At 50.0% G+C, this 24,121-nt stretch carries 33 protein-coding genes and 1 pseudogene; 28 read left to right on the forward strand and 6 right to left on the reverse strand.

What is annotated here, in order from left to right; translation table 11 throughout:
* The first annotated feature begins 155 nt into the window (after positions 1-155).
* Together KJA68_RS10875 and KJA68_RS06935 are read left to right on the forward strand one after the other, a co-directional pair.
* Positions 156-389 carry an IS30 family transposase gene (locus KJA68_RS10875; RefSeq protein ID WP_420887632.1) on the forward strand — a complete coding sequence of 78 codons (234 nt, stop codon included), beginning with the start codon at positions 156-158 and terminating at the stop codon, positions 387-389.
* A gap of 96 nt (positions 390-485) precedes the next feature.
* The gene (locus tag KJA68_RS06935) at positions 486-1,001 is read left to right on the forward strand and encodes a hypothetical protein (RefSeq protein ID WP_213036219.1); all 516 of its coding nucleotides are present in this window, start codon (positions 486-488) and stop codon (positions 999-1,001) included.
* Positions 1,002-1,918: 917 nt separating this feature from the next.
* Here the strand turns inward: KJA68_RS06935 and KJA68_RS06945 are convergent.
* The 3 genes from KJA68_RS06945 to KJA68_RS06955 form a co-directional block, all read right to left on the reverse strand.
* Positions 1,919-3,055: a tyrosine-type recombinase/integrase gene (locus tag KJA68_RS06945; protein ID WP_213036221.1), complete on the reverse strand. Its 1,137-nt coding sequence runs from the start codon at positions 3,053-3,055 to the stop codon at positions 1,919-1,921.
* 193 nt (positions 3,056-3,248) lie between these two features.
* Entirely contained in the window at positions 3,249-3,626 is a 378-nt protein-coding gene (locus tag KJA68_RS06950; protein ID WP_213036222.1) for a hypothetical protein, read from the reverse strand.
* Between the two features lie 189 nt (positions 3,627-3,815).
* A complete protein-coding gene (locus tag KJA68_RS06955; RefSeq protein ID WP_213036223.1) occupies positions 3,816-4,613 on the reverse strand; it encodes a hypothetical protein in 798 nt (265 codons plus the stop codon).
* A gap of 32 nt (positions 4,614-4,645) precedes the next feature.
* Here KJA68_RS06955 and KJA68_RS06960 point away from each other — a divergent pair, with 32 nt between their 5' ends.
* The 24 genes from KJA68_RS06960 to KJA68_RS07075 all read left to right on the forward strand — a co-directional run bounded on the left by KJA68_RS06960 (position 4,646) and on the right by KJA68_RS07075 (position 19,903).
* Positions 4,646-5,665, forward strand: coding sequence for a terminase gpA endonuclease subunit (locus tag KJA68_RS06960; RefSeq protein ID WP_213036224.1), 1,020 nt, complete (start codon positions 4,646-4,648; stop codon positions 5,663-5,665).
* 7 nt (positions 5,666-5,672) lie between these two features.
* Positions 5,673-5,969 (forward strand): hypothetical protein, encoded by a 297-nt coding sequence (locus KJA68_RS06965; RefSeq protein WP_213036225.1) that lies wholly within the window; start codon positions 5,673-5,675, stop codon positions 5,967-5,969.
* Between the two features lie 211 nt (positions 5,970-6,180).
* Complete coding sequence (locus KJA68_RS06970) at positions 6,181-6,924, forward strand: hypothetical protein (protein WP_213036226.1); 744 nt, start codon at positions 6,181-6,183, stop codon at positions 6,922-6,924.
* Positions 6,921-7,349, forward strand: a complete 429-nt coding sequence (locus tag KJA68_RS06975; protein WP_213036227.1) for a hypothetical protein — start codon at positions 6,921-6,923, stop codon at positions 7,347-7,349. Before KJA68_RS06970 ends, KJA68_RS06975 begins: the two co-directional genes overlap by 4 nt.
* A 114-nt stretch (positions 7,350-7,463) precedes the next feature.
* Positions 7,464-7,691, forward strand: coding sequence for a DUF6148 family protein (locus KJA68_RS06980; protein WP_213036228.1), 228 nt, complete (start codon positions 7,464-7,466; stop codon positions 7,689-7,691).
* 1 nt (position 7,692) lies between these two features.
* Complete coding sequence (locus KJA68_RS06985; RefSeq protein WP_213036229.1) at positions 7,693-9,315, forward strand: phage portal protein; 1,623 nt, start codon at positions 7,693-7,695, stop codon at positions 9,313-9,315.
* On the forward strand, positions 9,316-10,608 hold the full coding sequence (sppA, locus tag KJA68_RS06990) for a signal peptide peptidase SppA (RefSeq protein WP_213036230.1): 1,293 nt from the start codon (positions 9,316-9,318) through the stop codon (positions 10,606-10,608).
* A 1-nt stretch (position 10,609) separates the two neighbouring features.
* Positions 10,610-10,948, forward strand: coding sequence for a capsid cement protein (locus KJA68_RS06995; RefSeq protein ID WP_213036231.1), 339 nt, complete (start codon positions 10,610-10,612; stop codon positions 10,946-10,948).
* Positions 10,949-10,959: 11 nt separating this feature from the next.
* Entirely contained in the window at positions 10,960-11,904 is a 945-nt protein-coding gene (locus tag KJA68_RS07000; RefSeq protein WP_213036232.1) for a major capsid protein, read from the forward strand.
* Positions 11,905-11,906: 2 nt separating this feature from the next.
* Complete coding sequence (locus KJA68_RS07005) at positions 11,907-12,107, forward strand: hypothetical protein (RefSeq protein ID WP_213036233.1); 201 nt, start codon at positions 11,907-11,909, stop codon at positions 12,105-12,107.
* A gap of 3 nt (positions 12,108-12,110) precedes the next feature.
* Positions 12,111-12,383, forward strand: a complete 273-nt coding sequence (locus KJA68_RS07010; RefSeq protein ID WP_213036234.1) for a head-tail joining protein — start codon at positions 12,111-12,113, stop codon at positions 12,381-12,383.
* Positions 12,383-12,820, forward strand: a complete 438-nt coding sequence (locus KJA68_RS07015) for a hypothetical protein (RefSeq protein WP_213036235.1) — start codon at positions 12,383-12,385, stop codon at positions 12,818-12,820. The genes KJA68_RS07010 and KJA68_RS07015 overlap by 1 nt, the downstream gene beginning before the upstream one ends.
* Positions 12,821-12,839: 19 nt before the next feature.
* Positions 12,840-13,499, forward strand: a complete 660-nt coding sequence (locus tag KJA68_RS07020) for a phage tail protein (RefSeq protein WP_213036236.1) — start codon at positions 12,840-12,842, stop codon at positions 13,497-13,499.
* A gap of 96 nt (positions 13,500-13,595) precedes the next feature.
* Positions 13,596-13,907 carry a phage tail assembly chaperone gene (locus tag KJA68_RS07025; RefSeq protein WP_213036237.1) on the forward strand — a complete coding sequence of 104 codons (312 nt, stop codon included), beginning with the start codon at positions 13,596-13,598 and terminating at the stop codon, positions 13,905-13,907.
* A 68-nt stretch (positions 13,908-13,975) separates the two neighbouring features.
* A complete protein-coding gene (locus KJA68_RS11115; protein WP_420887633.1) occupies positions 13,976-14,230 on the forward strand; it encodes a DUF1799 domain-containing protein in 255 nt (84 codons plus the stop codon).
* A 10-nt stretch (positions 14,231-14,240) separates the two neighbouring features.
* Positions 14,241-15,635, forward strand: coding sequence for a phage tail tape measure protein (locus tag KJA68_RS07035; protein ID WP_213036238.1), 1,395 nt, complete (start codon positions 14,241-14,243; stop codon positions 15,633-15,635).
* Positions 15,544-16,968 carry a phage tail protein gene (locus tag KJA68_RS07040; RefSeq protein ID WP_213036239.1) on the forward strand — a complete coding sequence of 475 codons (1,425 nt, stop codon included), beginning with the start codon at positions 15,544-15,546 and terminating at the stop codon, positions 16,966-16,968. The genes KJA68_RS07035 and KJA68_RS07040 overlap by 92 nt, the downstream gene beginning before the upstream one ends.
* The gene (locus KJA68_RS07045; protein ID WP_213036240.1) at positions 16,969-17,334 is read left to right on the forward strand and encodes a hypothetical protein; all 366 of its coding nucleotides are present in this window, start codon (positions 16,969-16,971) and stop codon (positions 17,332-17,334) included. It abuts the gene before it with no gap.
* A gap of 4 nt (positions 17,335-17,338) precedes the next feature.
* Positions 17,339-17,953, forward strand: a complete 615-nt coding sequence (locus KJA68_RS07050) for a hypothetical protein (RefSeq protein WP_213036241.1) — start codon at positions 17,339-17,341, stop codon at positions 17,951-17,953.
* Positions 17,953-18,477 carry a DUF4376 domain-containing protein gene (locus KJA68_RS07055; RefSeq protein ID WP_213036242.1) on the forward strand — a complete coding sequence of 175 codons (525 nt, stop codon included), beginning with the start codon at positions 17,953-17,955 and terminating at the stop codon, positions 18,475-18,477. The genes KJA68_RS07050 and KJA68_RS07055 overlap by 1 nt, the downstream gene beginning before the upstream one ends.
* A 26-nt stretch (positions 18,478-18,503) precedes the next feature.
* A complete protein-coding gene (locus KJA68_RS07060; RefSeq protein WP_213036243.1) occupies positions 18,504-18,791 on the forward strand; it encodes a hypothetical protein in 288 nt (95 codons plus the stop codon).
* Between the two features lie 25 nt (positions 18,792-18,816).
* Positions 18,817-19,062 carry a hypothetical protein gene (locus KJA68_RS07065; protein ID WP_213036244.1) on the forward strand — a complete coding sequence of 82 codons (246 nt, stop codon included), beginning with the start codon at positions 18,817-18,819 and terminating at the stop codon, positions 19,060-19,062.
* Complete coding sequence (locus KJA68_RS07070) at positions 19,062-19,445, forward strand: hypothetical protein (RefSeq protein WP_213036245.1); 384 nt, start codon at positions 19,062-19,064, stop codon at positions 19,443-19,445. Before KJA68_RS07065 ends, KJA68_RS07070 begins: the two co-directional genes overlap by 1 nt.
* Positions 19,442-19,903, forward strand: coding sequence for a hypothetical protein (locus KJA68_RS07075; RefSeq protein ID WP_213036246.1), 462 nt, complete (start codon positions 19,442-19,444; stop codon positions 19,901-19,903). Before KJA68_RS07070 ends, KJA68_RS07075 begins: the two co-directional genes overlap by 4 nt.
* A 387-nt stretch (positions 19,904-20,290) precedes the next feature.
* Here the strand turns inward: KJA68_RS07075 and KJA68_RS10975 are convergent, their stop codons facing one another.
* Complete coding sequence (locus KJA68_RS10975) at positions 20,291-20,416, reverse strand: hypothetical protein (protein ID WP_281412151.1); 126 nt, start codon at positions 20,414-20,416, stop codon at positions 20,291-20,293.
* Between the two features lie 574 nt (positions 20,417-20,990).
* Between KJA68_RS10975 and KJA68_RS07080 the strand changes: the two genes are divergently transcribed.
* Positions 20,991-21,203, forward strand: a complete 213-nt coding sequence (locus KJA68_RS07080; RefSeq protein ID WP_213036247.1) for a DUF2934 domain-containing protein — start codon at positions 20,991-20,993, stop codon at positions 21,201-21,203.
* A gap of 241 nt (positions 21,204-21,444) precedes the next feature.
* Here KJA68_RS07080 and KJA68_RS07085 read toward each other — a convergent pair.
* Positions 21,445-21,624: pseudogene (locus KJA68_RS07085) on the reverse strand (ribonucleotide-diphosphate reductase subunit beta); the annotation flags it as partial.
* 289 nt (positions 21,625-21,913) lie between these two features.
* Between KJA68_RS07085 and KJA68_RS07090 the strand changes: the two are divergent.
* Positions 21,914-22,543 (forward strand): EF-hand domain-containing protein, encoded by a 630-nt coding sequence (locus KJA68_RS07090; RefSeq protein WP_213036248.1) that lies wholly within the window; start codon positions 21,914-21,916, stop codon positions 22,541-22,543.
* Between the two features lie 713 nt (positions 22,544-23,256).
* Here KJA68_RS07090 and KJA68_RS07095 read toward each other — a convergent pair.
* Positions 23,257-24,054: a hypothetical protein gene (locus KJA68_RS07095; protein ID WP_213036249.1), complete on the reverse strand. Its 798-nt coding sequence runs from the start codon at positions 24,052-24,054 to the stop codon at positions 23,257-23,259.
* Positions 24,055-24,121: the final 67 nt, after the last annotated feature.

A 24,121-nucleotide genomic window follows, 5' to 3' on the forward strand; every position in this document is an offset into this window, starting at 1 on the left:
AAGTTCATGCCACCGTAGCGGCCTGTTTAGCGAGTTGCCGATAGTAGTTTACCTCAGCTTCTGCGGGTGGAATATAACGCATCACTGCGATATCCTGGAAACCGGGAACGATTCTTACCGTTTCAAGCAACGGAAAAACAGATCTCAGCAAACAACTGGATGCGGACTTCTATTTCGCCCATCCTTACGCTTCATGGGAGCGAGGGACGAACGAAAATACGAATGGACTGATTAGGCAGTATTTTCCCAAAAACCGGGACTTCACTACGATTACTCAGCAGGAGATAGATACAGCAATGGAAAGATTGAACAGCCGACCCAGAAAACGACTTGGTTACCAAACACCCAATCAGGTATTCTTCAGGTCAAGCGTTGCACTTCATATTTGAATCAGCGTTTGTTAAGGCGGATAAATATCGCATTCTACCTTAAGCCGCGTGACGACCATTTGTTTAACTTAATAGGAACTGTTTAGGGAGATCGATATGGCTGCAGTGACAGCGATAACATTTGTTGGACATGCTCATCCGAATGATGGAGGTATTCGCCCAATCGATACTATTGAATTCGGAGAAGGCGATCGTCCGTATTTTGAATTTCCAGCCAAGAGAGGGGAAAGCCCAAGATCGCGTCTGGTTCTTATTCCAACGCTTGAAAATACGGTGGATGATTTATTGCTACTGATTTCTTACTATTTGGTCGAGCATCCGGAAATAGTTTCAGCGGTTGATAATACGTACGGAGAGGCAATAAAGGGTGGTTATCTTGAAATGTATTCAAATTTCACTGAATCTCAGCGATACAGTCTTTATGAAAAAGTGATGCCACTGCAGGAGTTACCTAAGGTCGCCATTTGCTTATTTGAATCGTCACATCTTCAACGGACGGTGCATCATTTAGAAAATTACTCTTTAACGTGTGAAGTATGTATGTCCATCTTTAGTAGACAATATTCCCGTTGGACAAATAGATGGGAATCGAGAGGAAAATTAGGAGGTTAGCTTCCATGACAGCAAAGGTCACACGAGGTACTCCCTAATTTTTAACGAGGATAGACATTAGAGATTAGATGTAGTATTTTCGATTTGACCTGAAAGTTACCCGATTTGACATTTACACAGGTCAAATCGGGTAACTTTGAGATTGGGTCACCACTACTATATATTAATAAAGGCAACGGTTCAGCAGCACATTACCTACGATTTAGCTCATTGGCATAGTCAATCATTTCTGAAGCAACATCGGAGATAAATTCAGGTGAAGGAAAAATTCCGACTCTGCCTAAGTCTAATCTATCAGCGTCCCAGCATGTCTGTATGGTGGGATTGGTCGATATGTCACCCGATGAGTGATGTCTTATCGCGTGACACAAATTGTCTAATCGCTGGCTATTCAAATGGAAAAATTGTCCGTTAATACCATGGGCGAATTCCGCTCCGCGCTCACCGTGTAAAGGGTCGTGGCCATCATCCCGGCGGCAGCTATCATGCAAGAAAGCAAATAGTTCAACAACCAATAGATCGGCGTCGCGCTTTAGACCGATGCGCCTGCCGTGGTGTAATACACGTGCCCAATGATTTGTGCCATGTAGACCGTGCCAATTAATTCTGAATTGGCTACGTACATGGTCTATCAAGGCGTTGCGGCTATATTGCATCTAAAGTTACCCCGTTTAACCGGACGGTTTAATAATCGTCTGCAGAGTATCAAATCTGCTGTCTGACGCAAAGATTTTTTCTGTTCTTCCAAGCGTTTTTTTACAATTATCTGGCGTATGCCAAAACGGACAAATGATTCAAAATGCGGACTCTGCTCTTATTGATGGACATTTGATCGGAGAGTTTACGCAAGTTCGGTTCCGTATTCCACCACCATTATTATTGGGGACTTTTGAAAATGCTGAACAAATGCTGAACAATCAGCCGAAAGTCCTCACTGCTTTTTGACCGGCATCCGGTGCTGCTTCTGGCATCCAGCGGCCATAATTCCTACGAATCATTCCAACGTCACTGTGCCCCATTTGCTGGGCAACCCACATTTCCGGCTCTCCGGATGACACCATCATGGATGCGTAAGTATGGCGCGTCATATAGGCCCGTCTGACGCGCACGCCTGCCTTTTTCATTGCAGCCTGCATCATTACCCGCACTTGCTTGTCCCCGGTGTAGCGTTTTAGCGTGAGTGGATTTTGGAATACTTCACGTCCTTGCAGGAATGTGTGCTGTTTTTGATCTTTTAATGCGGCAAGCGCGGGCGGTAACAGCTTGACCACCCTAACTCCTGATCGAGTTTTCGGCGCTTCTGGATTGTCTGCGTTCTGGGTAAGCGCTTTGCTGACTGAGCAGGTTGCGGCTTTCATGTCTATGTCTGACCAATCCAGCGCGATATATTCAGAAGTGCGAAGGCCAGTCCAGAGCGCGAATTGCACCAGATTTCTGGCTTGACCTGTTAAAGCCGCCAGTAGAAGAACCTGTTCCTCTTTGGTGAACGGATCCACATCATCAGACGTTTTTATCAGTTCCTTGCGTCGGTATGAGAACCCATGCAGCTCATTGGTTAATACCATGCCATCCTCAAGTGCACTCTGCAGGCCATGACGGAACACGGACAGAATGTTTGCAATCCGCTTGTTACTGGATTCAATATCTGCGCACCACTGGCGGAGGATTAATTTGTTGATTTCAGAAAGATCAAGATTGCCGAATGTTGGCAGTATCTGTCCGCGCACGATCCGTTCATAGTCTGTCCAGGTACTGCTTTTAAGGTGTGCCTTTTGCCTGGCAATCCATTGTTCAAAATAATGGCCAACATTGGTTTTTATTTGTGGTGGGCAAAATTTTTCAACCCTTGGACTATCCGGGAAACTGACCGAATAGTCGAATGTTCCGTTTTCAATCGCCAGAACTACCGCGGCGCGGAATCGTTCGACTCGTGTCAGATTGGTGGGCGTGGGCTTAAGCTTGATGCGTTCGCGGCACAGCTGCCCCTTGTACCGGAAGTTGATCTCAATGCTGCTTTCTGATGCGGCGCGGACGCCTTTCCACTCTCTACCCATTCGTTATACCCCTCGACGTTGATTAATACGCGACCGTCTGGTGCACGGAAAAACACCTGGTCTTCCGGCCAGACACCTTCTGCGATTTTGCTCCTAATCGCATGTTCTGTGTATCCGGATTCACGAGCGAACTGTAAGATAGTTTTATATTTGACCATGGATGGTTACTCCTTTTTGTATCATGGCTTCCCTTTTAAACTATCCACGCAAACGGAATTGGCTGGCGTGGTATTCGGTAATAACGGACTGGTAATCCAAATTGTGAATTTTCTAGTGGTATCCATCCGGCATCGTTGTCATAAAACTCAAATTTCAGGCCGTCACGTTGCGCTTCGGCACAAAATTTCTTTTGCTTCACTGGCTGCTCTGGTATGAAGAAAATCCCGTCCGTGACTGCGTTCTTTTTGTATATCTCAAGTCCAAATATTGAGATATAGTCGCTTGAGTCAGCTGCAGTTGTTGGTCCGTGAGTGCATTTGCAGATCAGGTGAAATGTTGCCTGGCTTATCCCTAACAATTCAGCGGCTTTTTTGAGGCTGACGAGATGGGTTTTCTGATGCTGTTCGGTCATGATTTCTACTTTCTATTAATACATTTGTTCTTGTATTTCTGATACATATCTCTCAAGTTTTTCTTGTCCCATCTTGAGCTTTTCGACATCCCTTGTCATTTCTAATACAAAAAATAATGAAGAAACACTACATGCTATTGAAATGATAAGAACTATTATCACGATGACTAACATCTTTAATCCTTTCGATTACCTCCCCAAATTACCCATAACTGCATCCAGCGCACCGAGCCATGCTGGTGGTGGCTTGAACCAAGGGCTTGGACTTTCTTTCTTTGGCTTTACTTTTACCTTTCCGGTTTTCAATGGCATTTCAGCCTGCTCTATGATTTTTATTTTTCGCTTCAGTCCAGGATATGAAACCGGGAAGCCATTGGATTGCTCAAGATCACACAGCATTTCCTTGATAAACGCCAGGTCTGTTACATAGTAGAGATGTCGACCCCCGTAGATCACACTTCTTTTAATTGCACAAAAATCCAGAAGTACCTTAAATATTCTTGAAACACCTCTATAACCACCGTCTTGTTTTTTATATGTGCTAAATCTTTTAAGTTCGACTGCACGAATTGGTAAATTCTGAATATGCAGATTAACTATGTGCCGAAGAACATTAATGCGGAATGTCTTTTCGCTTGGGCATGGGTACAAAATATCCAGCAATAGATCTTGGTTTGATTCTTTTTCTTCTCCAAAAAATCCGTTAAACATCAAATCATTCTGTAACTCTTTTTTTAAGGCAGATTCATTAACAACTTCATATCTTCCTTGGTATATTCGTTTTATTAATCCGCGCTCAATTAAGTCAGATGCAACCCTACATAACTGGTTTGATTTATACCTATGCTTTTCTTTGGCGGTGGAAAATGTCTTCATGTCCACAGCGAGAATTGACTTGCCATCTGCATGGCAATTAAGCATGTACGAAATTATGTTTATACGAAAAACATCATGCGATTTATTTTCGTTTTTGATGTATTTGTACATTTTTAAATCCGCTTATCAAAATAAGTTGCTTATTGACGTGCATCGCATTCCGGATCCCGCAGCATCCGGGCAGGCCGGTGCGTGGTTACCAGCTGTCTGGTCTGTATTCGCCGCTTGGATTAGGGTTCAGCTGGCCAGAGCTTTGGAAAAAATGGAAGGAAGCGCATGACGATACCGCCAACCTGAAGCGGTTTATTAACACCACGCTGGGCGAATGCTGGGAGGAAATTGGCGACAGCATAGAAGACATTGCCCTGATTTCCCGCCTGGAAAATTACCCGGAAAACCTGCCAATTGCATTAATCACGGCTGGCGTGGACGTGCAGAAAGACCGCCTGGAAGTGACGCTGGTTGGCTGGGGAATGGGTGAGGAAGCCTGGGTGCTGGATCATGTGATCCTGCAGGGTGACACCGCGCAGCCGGAAGTGTGGGCGGAGTTGGGGGAGACCTTGGCCAGTGCCAATGTGCACACCGCTGCCATTGACAGTGGCTACAACACTGATCACGTCTATGCATTTACTGCGAAGCGCCGTTGGGCGTTTGCAATCAAGGGAGTGAGCGGAACCAACCGGCCGCTTATCGAAGACGAAAAAAAGCGCCGTCAACGCCTGCGCAACCGCACCAAGCGTGGAGCCCATGTGGAACCGGTGGGGGTGGATCAGGGCAAGGCGTTGCTGTATTCGAGGCTAAAACTGACCGAGGTCGGGCCGGGGTATATCCATTTTACGAATGATCCGGCGTTTGATGACGAGTATTTTGCCCAGCTGGCCGCGGAAAAGCTGGTGACCAAGGTGCGCGGCACGCGACCATTTCAGGAATGGATTCAGATGCGCCCGAGGAACGAGGCGCTGGACTGCATGGTCTATGCGACCGCTGCCATGCGCCTATCCAAGAAACCGCTGGACGGCTCGCCGGTGAGCTGTCGGGAAGAAAAACCGCAACCAAAGCCGCAGCCACAAGCGCCACAGCAGCCTGCGGCTGTCATTTATGCTCAAAAAAAGGCGGCTGTTTCCAGAGGCCGCATTTCTCTTTCCGGACTGCGGCGTGGGTGATTCCGGCATGGATAACCGGGAACCGGATATCGTGACAGTTATCCTGCAGCGGGTGGCAGAGGTCATGCCTGGCATGAGTGATGATCTGGTTCACCAGGTGGAAGATGAAGTGCGAAGGGAGTACGGAGGGCAGAGGTGGTTTGTGCCGAAGCGCAGAAAGCACCTGACCCACGAGCAGCGTAACAATGTGTTTAAAGATGGCCTCAGCAACATGCCGACCAAGGAAATTGTGCAAAAACACAAAATCAGCCAGGCAACGCTGTACCGCTTGATGAAAACCGGGGGCCGGTTTAGCAACCCATGAGTTTGACAGGAAGCCCGGATTCGCCCAGGGTGTAGAGCTGGTGGGATAGGGAAGTATAACCGCGAGCGGAAAATAAATTCCGTTCGCGGTTTTTTTGTGTGTATAAATTTATGAACAATGTTACACACGGGGTATAAGAGTGGGCTTATAATTTGCCTTGCAAAAAAATGTAAAGTTAACTGATGTTGCAGTATACAAACCGTACATATTCATGAGCTCCCCGACGCCGCGTAAAAAAATTAATGAGATTATTCAATCGATTAATGAAATGATCGTTAATGGAAGAAATCATGAGCGAATCGAAGAGATCATTATTGAAGCTAATAAAATGAAGGCGTATGGGCAATATACAGATGCATGCATTGTTCTAGGAGTGGTTGCTGCGCTTCGTTCAGATTTCAATGAAGTTGATCGACTTTTTAAAGCAGCCTTTGCGCATAGCGGAAGAACTGTGGATACTTTGCTCAAGTATGCAGTCGTACTCAGTAATCTGCATCGTCATATAGATGCTGTAAAAATAATTGATGAACTAATGGAGCTTGTTCCGGATGATTTATTTGTAGTAAATAATGCATTTTTATATCATTTCACTGCTTTTGATGTTGATGGCGCCCGTAAATTAATGTCACATATGAAATTGCTCTCTCAGCCAATTGATGAAGCCATGTGGGAAGAAAGATTGATTTGGCTTGAAGAAATTATGAAAGAGCATAAAGTAGTATGGAAAGATGTAGCTTCCCGTATTGAACTTGCTTCTCGCGCCCTGCGCCAATCTGGAATGGTTCCGCGCAGCGCTGATCGATTCGAATGGGATGGGATCATGATTTATAAATTTTTTATTCAGGGGGATGTTGATTCCATATGCCTTGCAGAATCAGCAATGATTGATGCCATAGCCAATCAGCCATACTCTCCTGTTGATGACTTTCTGTATTTTTCTTGCGAATCTGTATGAGTGTCACACCAGACGATCTTTTAAAACATGCATTAGAATTGGCAAGTCATCATTCTGATGAGATTACGCAAAGAAATGTAATTTCCAGAGCGTACTATGCCGCTTATCATCGTGCCTGTGAATTTATAAAACCAGAACGGCAGATGTTGGGTGATGCCGGCATGCACAAACAGTATATAACTCAATTAAACCAAGGCAAATCTTGCTCAATAGAACGCAAGATCGGAGGAAAAATAAAAACAATGCATGTTCGGAGAATTACTGCAGATTATCGGATTCGGGAAGATGTTCCAAATAGTAATGTTGCCATACAGATAAGTGCGGCAAAAGAACTTTTTTCAATTATAGATAATTATAAACCCGATCCAAGTACTGACATTCCTCCGCCACCGGCGTCTTCAGGTCACTTAAGAAGAATAAAATAAATTCAGATAACCACACCCGCTTCGGCGGGTTTTTTATTTTCTAAAGTCTTCTCATTTTGCCCTATTTGAGAAAAGGTAATTTCCGTACAGTGAGCTCCATAACAGGAGCGTTACATGGCCGGAATTACCCTAGCACAAGCTGAAGCACAGCTGGCCGCCTATCTGGCGGCAGAAACTGCGGTTTTGAAATCGCAGCGCTATGAGCTCGCCGGGCGTATGCTCACTCGTGCTGACCTGAAAGAAATCCGTTCTGGAATTGAAGTTTGGGATGCTCGGGTCAAGAACCTGAGCCGCCAGGCCTCCGGTCGCAGCCGCAGTCGTACAATAGTGGCAGGTGGTTAAGATGAGTGATAAGTCACTATCAAGATTACCAGCCCTGACCGCACCCAACCTGCTGGACAGGGCAATCGCCTACGTTTTGCCAGGCATGGCAGTGCGGCGCATCCAGTCACGCAATCAGCTGGCCATTTCCGGGTCCTATACAGGCGCTCGCATTGATCGCGCCCAGCTTTCCCGCTGGACCCCGATTGCGGGATCCGCGAACGCGGACACGATTCCAGACCTCCCTGTTTTGCGCGCGCGCAGCCGTGACCAGATGCGGAATGCGCCGGTTGCATTGGGCGCATTGAATTCTACAGTCAGCCATGTTGTCGGCACCGGCCTTACTTACACCCCTGCGATCGACGCAGAATTTCTTGGCCTGGACGATGAACAGGCGGAAGAGTGGCAGGACGATGTCAAGCGCCGGTTCAAGGCCTGGGCCGAATCCATTGACTGCGATGTCAGCAGGCAGCTGGATTTTTATGGAATTCAGGAGTTGGTATTCCGGTCGTTTCTGGAATCCGGCGACTGTTTTGTACTGACCCCACGGATATCCAGAACCGGAAAGCCTGCCAGACTTACCCTGCAGGTCATTGAAGCCGACCGCGTCTGCAATCCCGACCGCGCGATGGACACGGAAACTGTAGTTTGTGGCATCGAAATTAAACCGGATACCGGGGAGGCTATCGCTTACCACATTGCGAAACAGCATCCAGGAAGCGGTACCTATGCAGTCAATAGCAAAAATGCTTGGAAACGTGTCGCGGCACGTGGTGATGCGACTGGCCGCCGCAATGTGCTCCCGATTTTCAAGCCGCTGCGGCCCGGCCAGCTGCGTGGCGTGCCCTGGATCACCCCTATTCTGGAACCGCTCAAACAGCTGGGCAGATGGGCAGACGCGGAACTGAACGCGGCCGTGGCTTCCGGCCTGACCGCCACCTTTATCACGATGGATCCGGAAGCGTTCGACACCCTGTATGACGAGGATGCCAAGGGCGTTATTCTCAATAATGCAATGAGTTGGTCCGGCGAAATGGAATCCGGCAAGGCCGTCAACCTGCTGCCTGGTGAAAAATCCGAATCCCCAACCCCGGGACGCCCCAATCCTGACTTTGATCCTTTCTGGATTGCCATGGTTCGTCAGATCGGCATGGCTCTGGAAATGCCTTACGAAGTGCTGGTCATGCATTTTCAGAGCAGCTACAGCGCCTCCCGCGCCGCCCTGCTGATTGCATGGAAATCCTTCCGATCCAAACGCGACCTGTTGGCCAAGATGCTGTGTCAGCCCGTTTTTGAATTATGGCTGACGGAAGAAATTGCCGAAGGCCGCATCCATGCACCCGGATTTTTTACAGATGACGTGGTTCGCGCTGCCTGGTGTGCGGCGATCTGGACTGGCGACGGTCCCGGCTCCATTGATCCGGTCAAGGAAGTGCTTGCAGCCAGGGAGCGGGTGAGTCTCGGTATCAGCACAAAACAGGCTGAAAGCATCCTGCATGATGGTGTGGACTGGGAGCAGAAGCACGAGCAGCGCGTGAAAGAAATCAATGCGGAAAAACGCGATGGAATTTATGTGCAGCCTGCAGGCAGCCCATCCCAGCCAATGGAAGATGGAACGCCATTAAAAACCGAAGGGGACGATTAAATGAAACTGCTCGACATTCTCACCGCTCCCTGGGCGATCGAACCGGCCAAGCTGCTGGAAATCCAGGCCATCTATGCCACCCACCTCCGTGGCGACAAGATTGATATTGCCTCGGTAGAAGCCAAAATGGGCCGCCCGCTGAACCACCAGCAGCTGCGGTATTTCATCCAGGATGGGGTGGCCATCCTTCCGATCGAAGGGGTGATTGCCAAGCGCATGAACCTGTTCAGCCAGGTCAGCGGCGGATCTTCCAGCGAGCTGATTGCACGCGACCTGCGCGACATCATGAATGACCCGGCAGCGCACAGCGTCATTCTGCTGATCGACAGCCCCGGCGGCACGGTGGATGGTACAGAGACACTGGCGTCCATCGTGGCCAATGCGGAAAAGCCAGTGGTTGCCCTGGCCAGCGGCACAATGGCAAGCGCTGCGTACTGGATTGGCTCCGCAGCACAGGCGGTTTATATCGCAGAAAACACTACCGTGGTCGGCAGCATCGGCGTGGTGGCCACGCACACAGATGTTTCCAAAGCAGAAGAAGCGCGCGGCGTAAAAACCACGGAAATCTTCGCCGGACAGTACAAGCGCATTGCCAGCAACTATGCACCCCTAACCAAGGAAGGCCGGCAGACGATGCAGGATCAGGTGGATTACACCTATTCGCTGTTTGTGTCTGCTGTCGCCAGACACCGTGGAGTTTCCACGGATACCGTACTCGAAAAAATGGCCGACGGCCGTATTTTCATCGGGCAGCAAGCGATCGATGTGGGCCTCGTGGACGGTGTTTCCACCCTGGACGATCTGGTCGTGCAGCTCAACCACGACCGCGAAAGCGGTTTATCCCGTGCCGGTGTTGCACGTTCCATCCAACCGAAAAAACAAGGAGCAGAAATGCCAAATCCAACTGCAGAACAAATTGCAGCCGAGCATCCTGACATTGCGGAACATTTCCGCGCGGAAGGTGCGACCGCTGAACGCGCCCGTATCCAGGCTGTTGAAGGCCAGCTGATCCCGGGCCACGAAGCACTCATCAACAGCATGAAATTCGATGGCAAGTCGACCGCAGGCGATGCAGCACAAGCCGTGCTAGCCGCTGAAAAATCCACCCGTGCCGCCATGGCGAAAAGCCTGGCCAGTGACGCGCCCCAGCCAGTGGTGCAGACCCCGGCGCCTGCGATCGAGGATAAGCAGCTTACCCGAGCGGAACTGGATGCCCAGGCCAAGGCGTACATGGCCGCGCATCCCGGTACCGATTACATCACCGCTGTAAAACTGATTGAAGGAGGGAAATAACATGCCCGCATCTGCAAGAAACTTATTGGTCATTGGTCTGACCGCAGGCGCCGATCTGGCGCAGTTCCAGCCGGTGACCGCCGCCGGTGCGGCCGCTACCGCAGCTGGCAATGCGGTCGGGTTTACCACAATCGAAGCCGCTTCTGGCGAACGCGTTCCGGTTGCGGTACTGGGTACTGTAATAGGCATTGCTGGTGGCAACATCGCGGCCGGTGCGCAGGTTGAAGTCCATACCGATGTTACCCAGGTGGTCACCAAATCTGCCGGGGTTGCGATTGGGCGTGCCCTGCATGCAGCTGCAGCCGGGGAACAAGTCGAAATTCTGCTCATTCCGAATTAAGGAGATAAAAAATGCCATTATTGAATCCAGCCGCATCCAGAGTGATCGATCCGGTTCTATCGTCCGTTGCGCAGGGCTACAAACACCCAGGGATGGTTGCGTCCGCCCTGTTCCCACAGGTGAATGTTCCGTTGCGTGGCGGGAAGATCATCACTTTCGGCAAAGAAGATTTCATGCTGTACAACGCAGGGCGCGCCCCTGGGGAAAACACCAAGCGCGTGTCGTTTGGCTACAGCGCGGGTGACTATGCCCTGTCCGATTACAGTCTGGAGGGTACCGTCCCCATTGAAAACCTGCAGGAAGGTCTGAACGGCCCAGGCATTGATCATGCTGCCCTTGCCATTAACCGGGTGCAGGCCATCATGGCACTGCGCCTGGAAAAACAGGCAGCGGACATTGCCTGCGCTGCGGGCAGCTATGCATCAGCCAATAAAACCACGCTGACCTCTACCGCGCAATGGTCGGATTACACCGGCGTGAGCCAGCCCACCCGGGTGATTGAGACGGCGAAGGAAGCCGTTCGTGCTGCTACCGGCAAGGTACCCAATACCATTGTCATGGGGGCAAAAGTATTTTCTGCACTCAAAAATCATCCGGTCATTATCGACCGGATCAAGTACACCGGACGGGATGTGGTAACTGTAGAGCTGTTGGCAGCGCTGTTTGATGTGCAGCGCGTGCTGGTCGGCGGAGCCATTTATTCCAATGATGCAGGTACTGCATTTACCGATGTTTGGGGCAAGTTTGTGGTGGTGGCATACACCGAGCTGGGCAGTGTCGCCGATATGGGCGCTCCGAGCTATGGTTACACCTACAACCTGAACGGTTATCCGCTGGTAGAAGAGCCGTACTACGACCGAAATGCGAAGTCGTGGATCTACCCGGTCACCCGTGCAGAAGCTCCGGTTCTGGCCTCCGCATCCGCCGGATACCTGATTACCACTGCGGTTGCATAGCCATGAAGATCCAATTTCTGACACCGGTATGGCATGGAGTGGATTGCTATCGGGAAGGGGATGCTGCTGATATCGATGACGAAGAAGCCGATGTCCTGATTCACCAGGGCGTGGCGGAAGCCGTGATTGAGGCGGAAAACACTGATCTGGCAGATCCAGTAGCAGAAATGCCAGTGGACGCCAATGGCGGGGCGAAAGGATAAGCCATGGCCTTCGAGGAAGATACGGATGTGTTTCTTGATGAGTTTGCCGTGGCGGCCGTTTTGCCTGGATCGGTCACGGTGAATGTCATTTTTGATAACCAGTATGCATCTCCATTCGACATCAGCGCATCCCGGCCGTCCTGCCTTGGCAAGTCCTCTGATCTGGATAGCCTGTTGTTCGGTGCGGAAATTGCGATCGACGGTGTGGATTATGTGGTGCGATCCGTCGAACCGGACGGCACCGGAATGACGCGCCTGCTGCTGGAGAAAGCCTGATGCCAGCTCCACATATCCATAAGCAAATTCGTGATGCGCTGGTGGCTGCCCTGGCTGGATTGGCAACAACCGGCTCGAACGTGTTTGCCAACCGGGTGTATCCGCTGACCGAAGCGGAGGTGCCTGCCTTGCGGATTTCGATGGATGAGGAAGAAGCAGACGAGCAGGTCGACGGGATTCTGCAGCGGGAAGTGTATTGCATCGTCGAGGCCTGCGCGAAGCTGGGCGTTGCTCTGGACGATGCGCTGGATCAGATATCTCTGGAAGTGGAGCCGGTGCTGGCTGCCGGAATTACCGTCGACGGTCAGCTGCTCTATCCGGTTTATACCGGAATGCGCATCGCATTTGAGGATGCCGATCTTCCTGTCGGGGTCAAGCGCATGCGGTACCGCATCCCATGCTTCACCCATTCTTCATCCCCTGAATTATTAACTTAAACTTTGAAAGGATTAAAAAATGCCTATTACTTTAGCAACCAGAACGATGATGTCTATCGCGAACGGTTATGGCGCATCAAAAGCATTCAACGCTGCCAGCAATGCAGCGCAGTGTGAGCTCAGCTTTGCATCCGATCCCGGCCTTGCCATCGGCGATGTGGTCGAGATTACTTCCGGCTGGGGAAGATTAAACAATCGTCTGGCACGAGTGGGTTCTATTTCCGGAGCTGGCCCATACCTTGCGGTGCTGGAAGACATCGATACGTCTGATACAGATGTTTATCCGCCTGGATCCGGCACTGGATCGGTCCGGGAAATTTCCGGGTGGACGGAAATTTCCCAGAAAAAGAGTATCAGCGCTTCCGGCGGAGAGCAACAGTTTGCGGATATCACCTCAATTGAGGATGACGTCGAGAAGAAAATCCCGACCATCCGTAGCGCGGTATCTGTAAGTGTGGAAGTGTATGACGACCCTGCCCTTGCGTATGTTCCTGTGGTCAAGGCAGCTGCAGATGCATCCCGCGTTGCAGGACTCAAGATGTCTTTCCCGAACGGGTCCGTACTGTACGCGAATGCGTATTGGTCCATCCAGGATGTGCCGAATATCGCGAAGAACGAGGCGCTGACCGCCAAGGTGGATACGTCTTTCGCTTCGGCCCCGACCCGGTACGCGGCGTAACTGTACTGCAGTGATTCTGCCTGGTGGAGGTTACACCAGGCAGGGCAACCATGTATAAAAATCAATGTTAATTAATCAATAAAAAAGGGCTACACAATGTTTAAGCTGGATCAAAACCGTACCTTCAAGGCAAAAGTACCTATCCCTGTCCCTGGAGCATCCAAGGACGCGATTCTGGAGTTTGATTTTATTTTCAAGGACCGTGACCAGATCAAGGATTTTATGGAATCCCTGCCCTCTCGTGAGGATGATGAATCTTTGCAGGAAATTGTTTGTGGCTGGAAAGATGTGGATGCGGAATTTTCTCCGGAGTCATTTACCAAGCTGCTGAAAAATTATCCTGGAGCGGCCCGCGCGATCCTGGACAAGTATCTGGCTGAAGTATCGGTATCCAAAACAAAAAACTAGAAACGGCTGCGCGTGCACTGTAGTCGGGCACGCGCGGCCCTTCTGATGCAGAGCTGGAAGCGCTCGGCCTGACCCGCGATGACCTTGATGATGAGGAAGAGGAAATTCTGATCTGGCCAGAACACTGGCAGTCTTTCCAGATTTTTTGCAGTTTGCGTACGCAGTGGATTACCGGTTTTAACGGCAGGACAGGAATCAATTACTGTTCCATTCCTGTTGTATTTGATTTATATAATATCGAACAACAGAAGCGTCTGGCAATTTTTGAAGACATTATGGTGATGGAAAACGCCGCTCTAGGCGTCATGCAAAAATCAAGTTAAGTGATCAATCATGGCTGACAACAAGATTACCGTAACCCTGACCGCAAAAAATGACCTTTCTGGATCTTTGGCCAGTGCCGGTCGTGAACTGCAGGAGTTTGCCTCCCAAGCGGACAAGATCGGCAGCCGTTTCGAAGCGGCAGGTCTGCGCATCGGAGCCATGGGTCTGGCCGCCAATGCCGGGCTTTCCAGGCTGGGTCTGGATCTTAAAAGCGTGGTGGAATCTTCCATTGATGCACAGAAGGCTCTGTTCGGCATTGCCAGCACCGCCGGTATCAATGGCGCGGCTGCAGAGGCCATTGCTGGGAAATGGAGCCTTGCGCTTGATCAGATCGCAAAGCAGACCAATCAAACCAAATCCCAGCTCATCACCGCGTTTCAGGACATGGTGGCGAAAGGCATTTCCGAGCAGGATGCCCTGAAAATGCTGGCTCCAATCGGGAAGGCAGCGACCGCTACCAGTTCCAGCATTCGTGACATTGCTGTCACCGTTTCTGCCAGCTTCTCTAAAATGGAAATCAGTGGCGACCGCGTGGCCAAGGTGCTGGATGTCATGGCCGCAGCGGGTGATGCCGGCGCATTTGAACTGAAGGACATGGCGCAGTACATGGACATGCTGACCGCCAAGTCAGCCAGCCTGGGGGCGAAAGGCGAAGCCTCCATGACGCAGTTGGCTGCTGCCGCGCAGATGGCCAGAAAAGGCACGGGCGATGCATCCAGTGCAGCCAATAATCTCGCCAACTGGCTGGATAAACTGAACGCGAGCAGCACTGCCAATACATTTAAGGATATTGGTGTTGATCTCGAAAAACTGAAACAGAATGCCCGCCAAAGTGGTGATTTCATCGGGTACATGCTTGCTGAAATCAAAAAAATTACCGGCGGCGATGCTGCAAAAATTGCCAAGCTGTTCCCGGATGTGCAGGCTGGCAGTTATGCGCAATTGGCCACGCAGACTGAAAACCTCAAGGAATATTTCAATATCGTCAATAAGGCCGGAGAGGCCACCGGTGTCGTGAATGAAAAATTCGACACCATGATGCGGACTACCTCCGCAAAGCTGGATAGCGTACAAATCAATCTGGCAAGTGCGATTGAAGGCAGCAAGGTTGTTCAGGGTCTGCTCAGCAGTCTGGACGGTTTGGGCAAATGGGCTTCTGAGCACCCAGAAATTGCCGGTTTTATTGGTATTGGAGCTGCAAGCACGGCCGCCGTCGGTCTGGTCGGTGGCGCGGTTGTGGCTGGGATCGGTGCAACTATTTCTGCAATTGGGTCATTAACCAGCGCAGCGATTGGATTGGGTGGCTTGCTGGTTGCGAATCCTGTGTTGGCTGTGCTGTTTGGTGTTGCTGCTGGGGCCATCCATTTCCGCAGGCCGGTACCGAATCAAGGCGCGAGAGTATGACCCGGCAGCGTACACCGACATTGTGGTCAGCGAACCCACTTTTGCGGATACCAGCCTGCCAAATCCGGTGACCGCTCCGACTGTGACCGGCCTTGTGCTCCTCGAGGAAATCTACCAGAACGCCAATGGCATCTGGACCAGCCGCATCAAGGCTCAGTGGAGTGCTGTGGATTTCCCGTTCCTGCGCCACTATCGTATCGAAGTGTATCTGCTGGGCAATCTGGTGCACAGCGCGGTCAGCGCGGACGTGCTGTATCGCACGCCTCCCGTGCAGGATCTGGTGACCTATGTGGTCAAGGTAGCGGCAGTCAGCATGGTCGGCAGCGTGGGTACGGCTGCAGAGGAAAATGTTTATATTGATGGCAAATACCTGCCGCCATCCGACGTGCCTTCTATCAGTGTTTTCGAGGCAGGTGGACGGGTGTATGCGCAATGGGATCCCGCCACCGATGCGGACATCTGGCGTTATGAAGTCCGCTACGGGCCAACGGCGGGCAGCTGGGATACTGCCACCCTGATTGACCGGGTGGATGCATTGCGCCTGGTCACGGATCTGATTCCGGTCGGCACCTGGAAGATTTACGTCAAAGCACTCGATTCCGTGGGCCTGTATTCCGGTACCGCCGCATCGCAGACCTTCACGGTGACTTCGGATGCAGCCGCCTTTCTGGTGGAGTCTGTCGATAGCGATACGCCGACGCTTACGAATATGACGGAATATGACATTTTTGACGGCAAGAGGCACTGGGTCAGCGAGGATGGTGTGGCATGGAACACCAAGTATTCCTCGAACATGGATACCTATACCAATCCGCTGGCCTCCTACCACAACAGCATGACGTCGGAGTGGTTGGGGGAATCCGAGGATTTCGCGATGCTGCTGAGTGGGCAGTGGACGGGTACGGCAGATGTGGCTGCCATCAGCGGCAGTATCGCCAGCTCGATTGGGTTTTCCAGTGACGGGGCTGCATGGTCCTATTTAAGTGGCTTGTCCCATAAAGAGAATGCCCGCTTTGCACGGCTGAAGCACGAAGCCTTGACCACCTCAACACTGAAGGTCACGGTTCCTACGCAAAAAATCCGCCTCGACGCCATCCCGCGTGACGAAGTGGGCGCAGGATCCAGCAGCGCCCTGGGGCCGGTAACCATTACTCTGGAAAATCAGTACGTGGCCGTGAAACGGCTGACGGTTACCCCAGAGGGCACCACGGCGCGGATGGCGGTGGTGGACAACATCGTGCTTGCCACTCCGACCACGTTTGATGTGTATGTTTTTGATGCGGCTGGCAACCTGATTGCCAGCGATTTCAGATGGTTGTGGCAGGGGGTTTAATTGACTTATACAGCTTTTGATAAATCGAAACCGGACGGTGCCACACAGAATGGCACGCAGGCCATGCAGTCCATTCGTGACAATCTGGCGGCCATCCGTGACGGAGTCATTCTTGGGGCCTATCCCGGATGGGATTTCAGCAAGTCCGGCGGTACGGCCGAGCAGCCAGCGATTATCTACTTCAAAAAATCCACTGACTGGCTGAAGGTTGCGCTGACCTGGGGTACGACCGGCGGCGAGGATGGGAATGTCACGGTGGCTGTGTATTCATTCTCGTCTGACAGCGGTTCGAATTGGGATGTGATCGGCACGGAAACGATCACCTGGGATGCAAACGGGCTGGTGACAGCCACCACATGGAGTTAGAACAATGTCTGCGATTTTGTATGGAGTGCCCGGAAAACTTAAAACCCTGATCGACCGGCTGACCTCCGCCCGGGCAGCGAAAATCGACAATCTGGACGCGGCAGTCACCACCCGTGCTCCGGCCAGCACGGCCTTGTCGAATGCAGTATGGACGGATGCCCGTGCGGCTAAACTGGATAATGCAGCGCAAAATACGGATCCATATCTGGCTTCCCCAAGTGCCTTGGTTCCTGCCAATCCGGGTGCCAGTACCAATGTTACAACGATCAATCTAGGCAGCATCAGCGGTCTGGATAATGGCACAACCAGTTCAACCAGCTTTGTGGATATTGTCAATTACTCTGGCAAGGGTGTGCTGGAGTTTTGTGCCTTGGCTATATATCAGGAGCTCTGTTACCTGAAGTTGATTGTGGATGGGGTTACTTTGGCGGATTTCAGCCTGGACCCATCTGCAAGCAACTGGGCAGCCAAGGCGGCGGTTGGCCTGTATCTGAACACGTCATCATTTACGACGATTGCGCTGTCGCAAATTCCATTCAAGACCTCTTTACAGATACAGGCCAGGGTGAGCACGACCGGGACAGCTTATGTCTATTACAAATATAGGAAGACAGCCTGATGTACCGGCTTGCTCCGCGCGGCGTGCTCCGTATCGCGGATGGCCTGGCCATCACGCGGGATATGGCTGAATGGCAGGAATATCGCGCCTGGCTTAAAGCAGGGAATGTGCCGCAGCCGCAGCCCGCACCGCCTGGGCCAACGGTTGCAGAGGTGCTGGAAAAGATCAAAACCCGGATCACGGCCAGGCGTGATGCAGTGATGAATGGCTCGGCCAAACTGAATGGCACCAATTTCCGTACGGACTATCCGTTTGTGCTGTCTCTGCTGTCCATGGCTGGGTATGCAAAAACCGCCCCGGCCCGGGTGTTCAAGGTCAAGCGGGCGAACGGCAATTACATCAATCTTACCGCTGATCAGATTGGATCTCTGGCGGTATTGCATGGGGAGCGCGTGGCCCGGTGCATGGATAACGAAGCAGCGCATTTTGCGGCCGTGAATGCGATTGCAGCCGGATCCGGAACGGTCCGGGAAAAGATTGAGGCGCTGCGTGCTTATGATTTTTCAACAGGCTGGCCAGATTAATAATAATTAACAAGAAAGGATGCAACATGAGTGATTCGGTCATTAGAGGCAACAGCACACGGCTGGAAAGGATTGAATCAAAAATTGATGATCTGTCTGAGGCCGTGATCTCTCTGGCCAGAATGGAAGAACGGATGATCACGCTGTTCAAGCGAATAGATGCATACGATGCCAGACAGAAAGAACTGGAGCAAAAACTGGTTGCTATTGAAAAGACGCTGATAAAACGTGGATCGTTTTTTCAGATATTCGATAAGGCCGCCTGGATTGCTGTGGCTGCCATTATTACTGCATACGTGACCAGTAAATATTGAAACCTGATTAATCATGGAGGAGAAAATGAATCCTAAAAATCTGAAATTTGTTCAGGTGCTGACACTGGTACTGGTGGCAGTTGTGTCCACGGTGGTGTTTATTGTGATGCTCCACGATGACTACAGGCTGGGAGAGCTGCGCACGCAGGTGGTGACTGCCATGCTGGGGGCTTTTGCTGTGGCAGTGGCGTACTGGATGGGCAGTACGAGCGGATCCGCGCGCAAAACGGAATTGATGGTAGGAAAAAATGACAGCAATGGAGGTGCATAATGAAACGGATAACTATCATGATGGCTTGTGTGATCCTGTCCGGATGCACAGGTATTAAGGAGCCCATCGGTGCAAAGTATACGCCCACCACCAACGTGGGTGCTTTTGTCCTCGAAGACCTGAAGGCTGCGAAAACCAATCTGGACCAGGCAGTCCAGGTTGGGGCGCTTCGCTACGATGATCCGGCACGGAAATGCCTGACAGCGGCACTCGTCCGGTTTGGAACGGATGATCAGGAGTCTTTCGAGCCTGAAATCAAGGGCGCTCTGAGTTACATGACCGTGCCATACATTCGTGGCCAGCAATTGGCCTCCCGGCAACCGGTCAGCGATGAATGCAAGCAGCTGATCGGTGATTTAATGGTCAAGGGGCTTTCGATATGAACGACATGGTACAGTTCACTGCAACCGGGGAAGAGGCCAGCCAGGGTCACATTTATTACGGAGGTGGTTATAAGTATCAGCTGCGTAGAAATGCCGTGGCAGAGTCACGCATTCGGCCCGGCAAGTTAATCAACCATCCGTATTTTGCGATCTCTGTGGACGGCGTGATTCTGGTCAGGCAAGGTTACGCCTGGGACGGTGCCAGTTTTATCGCGGTCGATGATCCTGGGACAATTTATGCATCTGTATTTCATGATGCTGGCTACCAGGCGCTCCGGCTGAAGTTGCTGGATGAGGTTTGGCGGGAAGAGCTGGATCTGATGTATGAAGCGCTTTGCGATCAAGGGGGGGTTAACCGGATAAGAGCCAGGGCACATTATTTGGCTCTGCGAATCGGGGGAGGATATTACAATTCACGTCCAGAATCGGATTATCCTACGCGGGTTGCGCCTGGGTGATAGGCTGCCTAAAAGGTGACCTGCCAGAATCGCGTGTGTTGCGATTTTTTGAGGTAGGGTAGGGTAATATCCAGACAGTGAATTTTTTTATAATTGGCTCTCTCTGGTTTGCATTTTGATTTTCAATGCCCCAAAAATGCCCATGCCCTGAATATGGGGGATGTCACTGTTGATAACCCTATAACGTACCCTCAACATTCGTATATAGATATAATCGATGCGTTATCGAATCTCACACCGAGTCAGAATTTTAAATTATTAACAGTATTCTTTGAACAATTTGTATATAAATCAAATAATTGTTGTCAGTATCTGATCTGCTGACAGCGGAGTTTGACCACAAACCTCAGATATTTCTTGGGCTGCTTAGCTTTCAAGAATGCAGCCTTAATCTTCTTTGTCGTCCACCACTTCTTGGTCTCTGGTGAGCCAGGTGTATAAAACGATGGCTATGATTACAATAACGGTAATAGTTGTACTGGATAAATTTAATGCTAATCCTTCAATATTCATTGGGACCTCCTATTAGAATTATTATTTTCGTTTGACAATCGTTATCCTTGATAAATTCCAGAAAAAGTCTGGAGTTGATTTACGCTTGGCAATTACCATCGGCAGCGATCGATGTGCGAGAAATTATAGTAGGAACTACAAGGTAACCGAACTTCATATTTATGATATCTATAAAATGTTTCAGCATAATGACGGCGAAACTGTGCTGGTACCGTTTTAAGGTGGGATCAGATTGAATTGAAAGGGTCTGCGTTATATGCAGACCCTTTTTGCATCATGAAGTGAATTTGCGGAACGCTTTGCAGAATCAGAGGATGTATGATCCACGGGGGATCATACATTGTAAATCAGCGTGCAAAATTTTCCAGATTAAGCTGGAAACAGCGTTCAGTGTCCCGATCTGAAAATTTTTGGACTGTGTGCGCTATCACACAGACCTGAGGCTATATTCGGAATATTCTGCTAGTTCGGTGTCTTGCTTATTGTACACGTTGGGCCAGATCGTAGTTGAGTATGTCCGACAAGGCATTGTAAGCAAGATTATGTCATTCCAATTGCAAGGAAAGGAGTCAACATGAATCCCACTAGAACGAAAAGGAAGGCTGCTATAAACCCGACCGGAATTTCCTCATTTGACCCGGATCTTCAATCAAATAATGAAAAATGGAGGTCACGCATTGCTGAATCTGCCTATTACATGGCAGAGGCACGTGGCTTTTTACCGGGTCATGAATTGGACGACTGGCTAGCTGCCGAATCTCATGAAGTGTTACAGCAGCAGTTATAGTAATTTAACTTACTTATTATCAAGACTACTGATACGAACTAAAACTTCAAAAGGTCTGTGATACATGCTGGTCTTCTTAATTTGAATTCCTCATATTCCCGCGTGCTGAAGATAAATTCCGCTCGCGGGAATGGTACAACTCAAAATAGAACATACGTTCTAAACAGAAAATGTACGCAAACTATACCCGGACTGTGTACATAATGCGCATTTCTGGTCTGGAAAACCTTTTTAATATGTGCTAGTCCCACGCCAGCGCCCCACCGGTTTGATATTCTGTCACCCTGGTCTCGAAGAAATTCTTTTCCTTTTTCAGGTCGATCAGTTCTGACATCCATGGAAATGGATTTTCAGCGCCTGGGAACAGGATCTCGATGCCGATCTGCTGGCAGCGCCTGTTGGCCATAAACCGCAGGTATTCCTATCCAGTAAGAAAAACATTTAAGTCAGGAAAACACGAATTGATTCCATTGCTCTGGCATGAATTCGTAAAACCATATCCATATGACTTGGGGATGACGAATCGTACCTTTAATGACACCACTTTATCAGTGTGCGGTAACGCACAGACAATATATAACCCGATCCTTATCCTGCAACCAGAGTCTGCCGATTTGGATGGTTAAGTAGGCTCAATAAAGGCCTGCAGGCGCAAAGGATATCTAGCCTACTCAGGTATATTGATTAATTTTAAATTAAGGGAGTTCATCATGAAAAAGACGGTGATTAATCTCGCGATAGTTTCTTGCTTTACATTAGGGGCATCAATGGTGCACTCTGCAGGGTGGTATATACCAGACTATGATATCCCTGAAACCAGCGATGCCACGGCTGCTCCCCCTGTCACATCTGGAAAACCGAATTATTACGCAACCACCCCGCCTGCCGGTAACAACCCTAATAGACGCCAATTGGCCGACATAATGCGTACGGATAGGGACAAAGAAGACAGGTTGTTCGATGCCATTGATATTAATGGCAGTGGCGGGATTACCAATGGCGAGTTTAACGCATACTTCATTAAGCGTTTCAAGGAAATGGATACTAACGGGACGGGTAAAATTGAACGAAAAGAAGCAAATCTCGGAAAACCGGAGAATTTTAGGATGTTCGATGATATTGATACCGACGATGACGGCATGATTTCTGAAAGCGAATCGTTTATCCATTTTGACAAGCTTTTCAAAGAAATGGACTTCGATAATGATCGTATTCTCACACGTGCCGAAATGAAATTCTATACGGCGGATCCGTATCGTAAGCAAGCTCCAGCGAGACCGGAAGCTGACATTCCGTCAAAGAATACAAACGAACCGGGCGGGGATCCAGGTGGTAGCTGATTTATAGCATTCATTTGGCGTATGCCAACTTGAATCGCGATAGGCTCGATAAAAGCGGCGCATGATGAAAGAATATCGTGGCAATAGCTCGAAGAGCATGAGCAGTAGTAATGTTATATGCCTTTGTTAGAGGCTAAATAAACCGTCTACAAGGTTTCTAAAATGCTGAACAAAATGCTGAACATTCGTACATAAAACAGCATTAAAAGGCATGAATAATGCGCTAGTAAAATTTGTAACTTATTGATTTACAATGTGTGGCGGGTATTGGTTGCTGGTTCAATTCCCGCCGCCCCCACCAATAATTGAAGGTCAACAGTTATCTGTTGACCTTTTTTCTTACCTATTGCCGCGTGTCCGTGGGGATTCCTGCTAACTCTTGCGGACTTCCTGTCAGCGTATTTTGTCACGATTTTTGTACTTTTTTCTCTCCATGCGCAGTTATTCTCCGCAGCCCTATCCGAGCATGGGCAGTCGAAGTCCGCGAGATAGAGATTTATTACATCATAATTTCAATGAATTACACGCGGACTTGGATGAAGGGTTTGATTGGGGTATTGGTAGGGGAAGGAAGTCACCCCTGTATTGACCCATGTGCATCCACTTTCATGGAATATGATAGAACGCAATTGTGTCGGGTAAAGTAGGGCAACTCCAACTTCAGTTGTTGAACCAAGACACCCATTCCAGCGTGGCCAATTCCACGGATTCCTTTAACGCATCAACTTAGTAGCGATGAAGTTGCCAGTTTCCTGGAGAGATTCATCACTGTTGAGTCCGTTGTATCCGCTGCTGATATGTGGCAGCACAACTAGGATACGGCCATTGTGCGTGGCATAGCGAATTTTTTTGGTGTGCCCGTTGATGGAAAGTTGATGGGTTTCAAGCGGGGTATTATCCCCGAAGCAGGCTTTCGAAAATTCTCTCGCCATGCTGGCGCCTACACCGATGAACAGCTTGGGATGATAGTGGCGGACGGCATCTGCGATAGCAGGTAGCCGATGCTCATTGCACCACTTGATCAGCTCTCGCTTGTCTTCGAATCCGGTATCCTGTTTAGCCTCCGCAGTCCATGTCTTAATGTTGCGGCAGGGGTATGGATACAAGTTCCCCTTTAAATAACCTTTCGATCCCTTTACCCATGGCTTCTTGAGTTTCGCGAAATCTTCATGGTCATCGACCAGCTTGCCATGGATGGCTGCAAATAACTTGAATGCATTCCGGTTGAAGCGATAGCCGAGCTGCTTGTCGATAGAGTAGTCCCGCTCATCATGCGTAACATCAGGATTTTTCTCAATGTTGCGCTCAACTCCATGCTCTATGCCGAATAACCATATTGATGGCGACTCAATGCTGCCTGCATCTCCGCCATCTCCGCCTTCGAATGGGTCACATGCCGAAGCCTCGAAAAGCTCGCGGACAGTCGCCTGGTTCTGGGTCTGCCCCAAAGAGCGCACGCAGGGGGTCTGCTGGATTAATTCAGAAGTGGGTACGAAGGTTTGTGTAGTCATGATGTCCTCTTTCGGTGATTGAGCACCACATTGGTGCTTGTCTTTATAACTGGCTTTTGCGTCTTCT

Source organism: Candidatus Nitrotoga fabula, from assembly GCF_905221025.1.
GTDB lineage: Bacteria > Pseudomonadota > Gammaproteobacteria > Burkholderiales > Gallionellaceae > Nitrotoga > Nitrotoga fabula.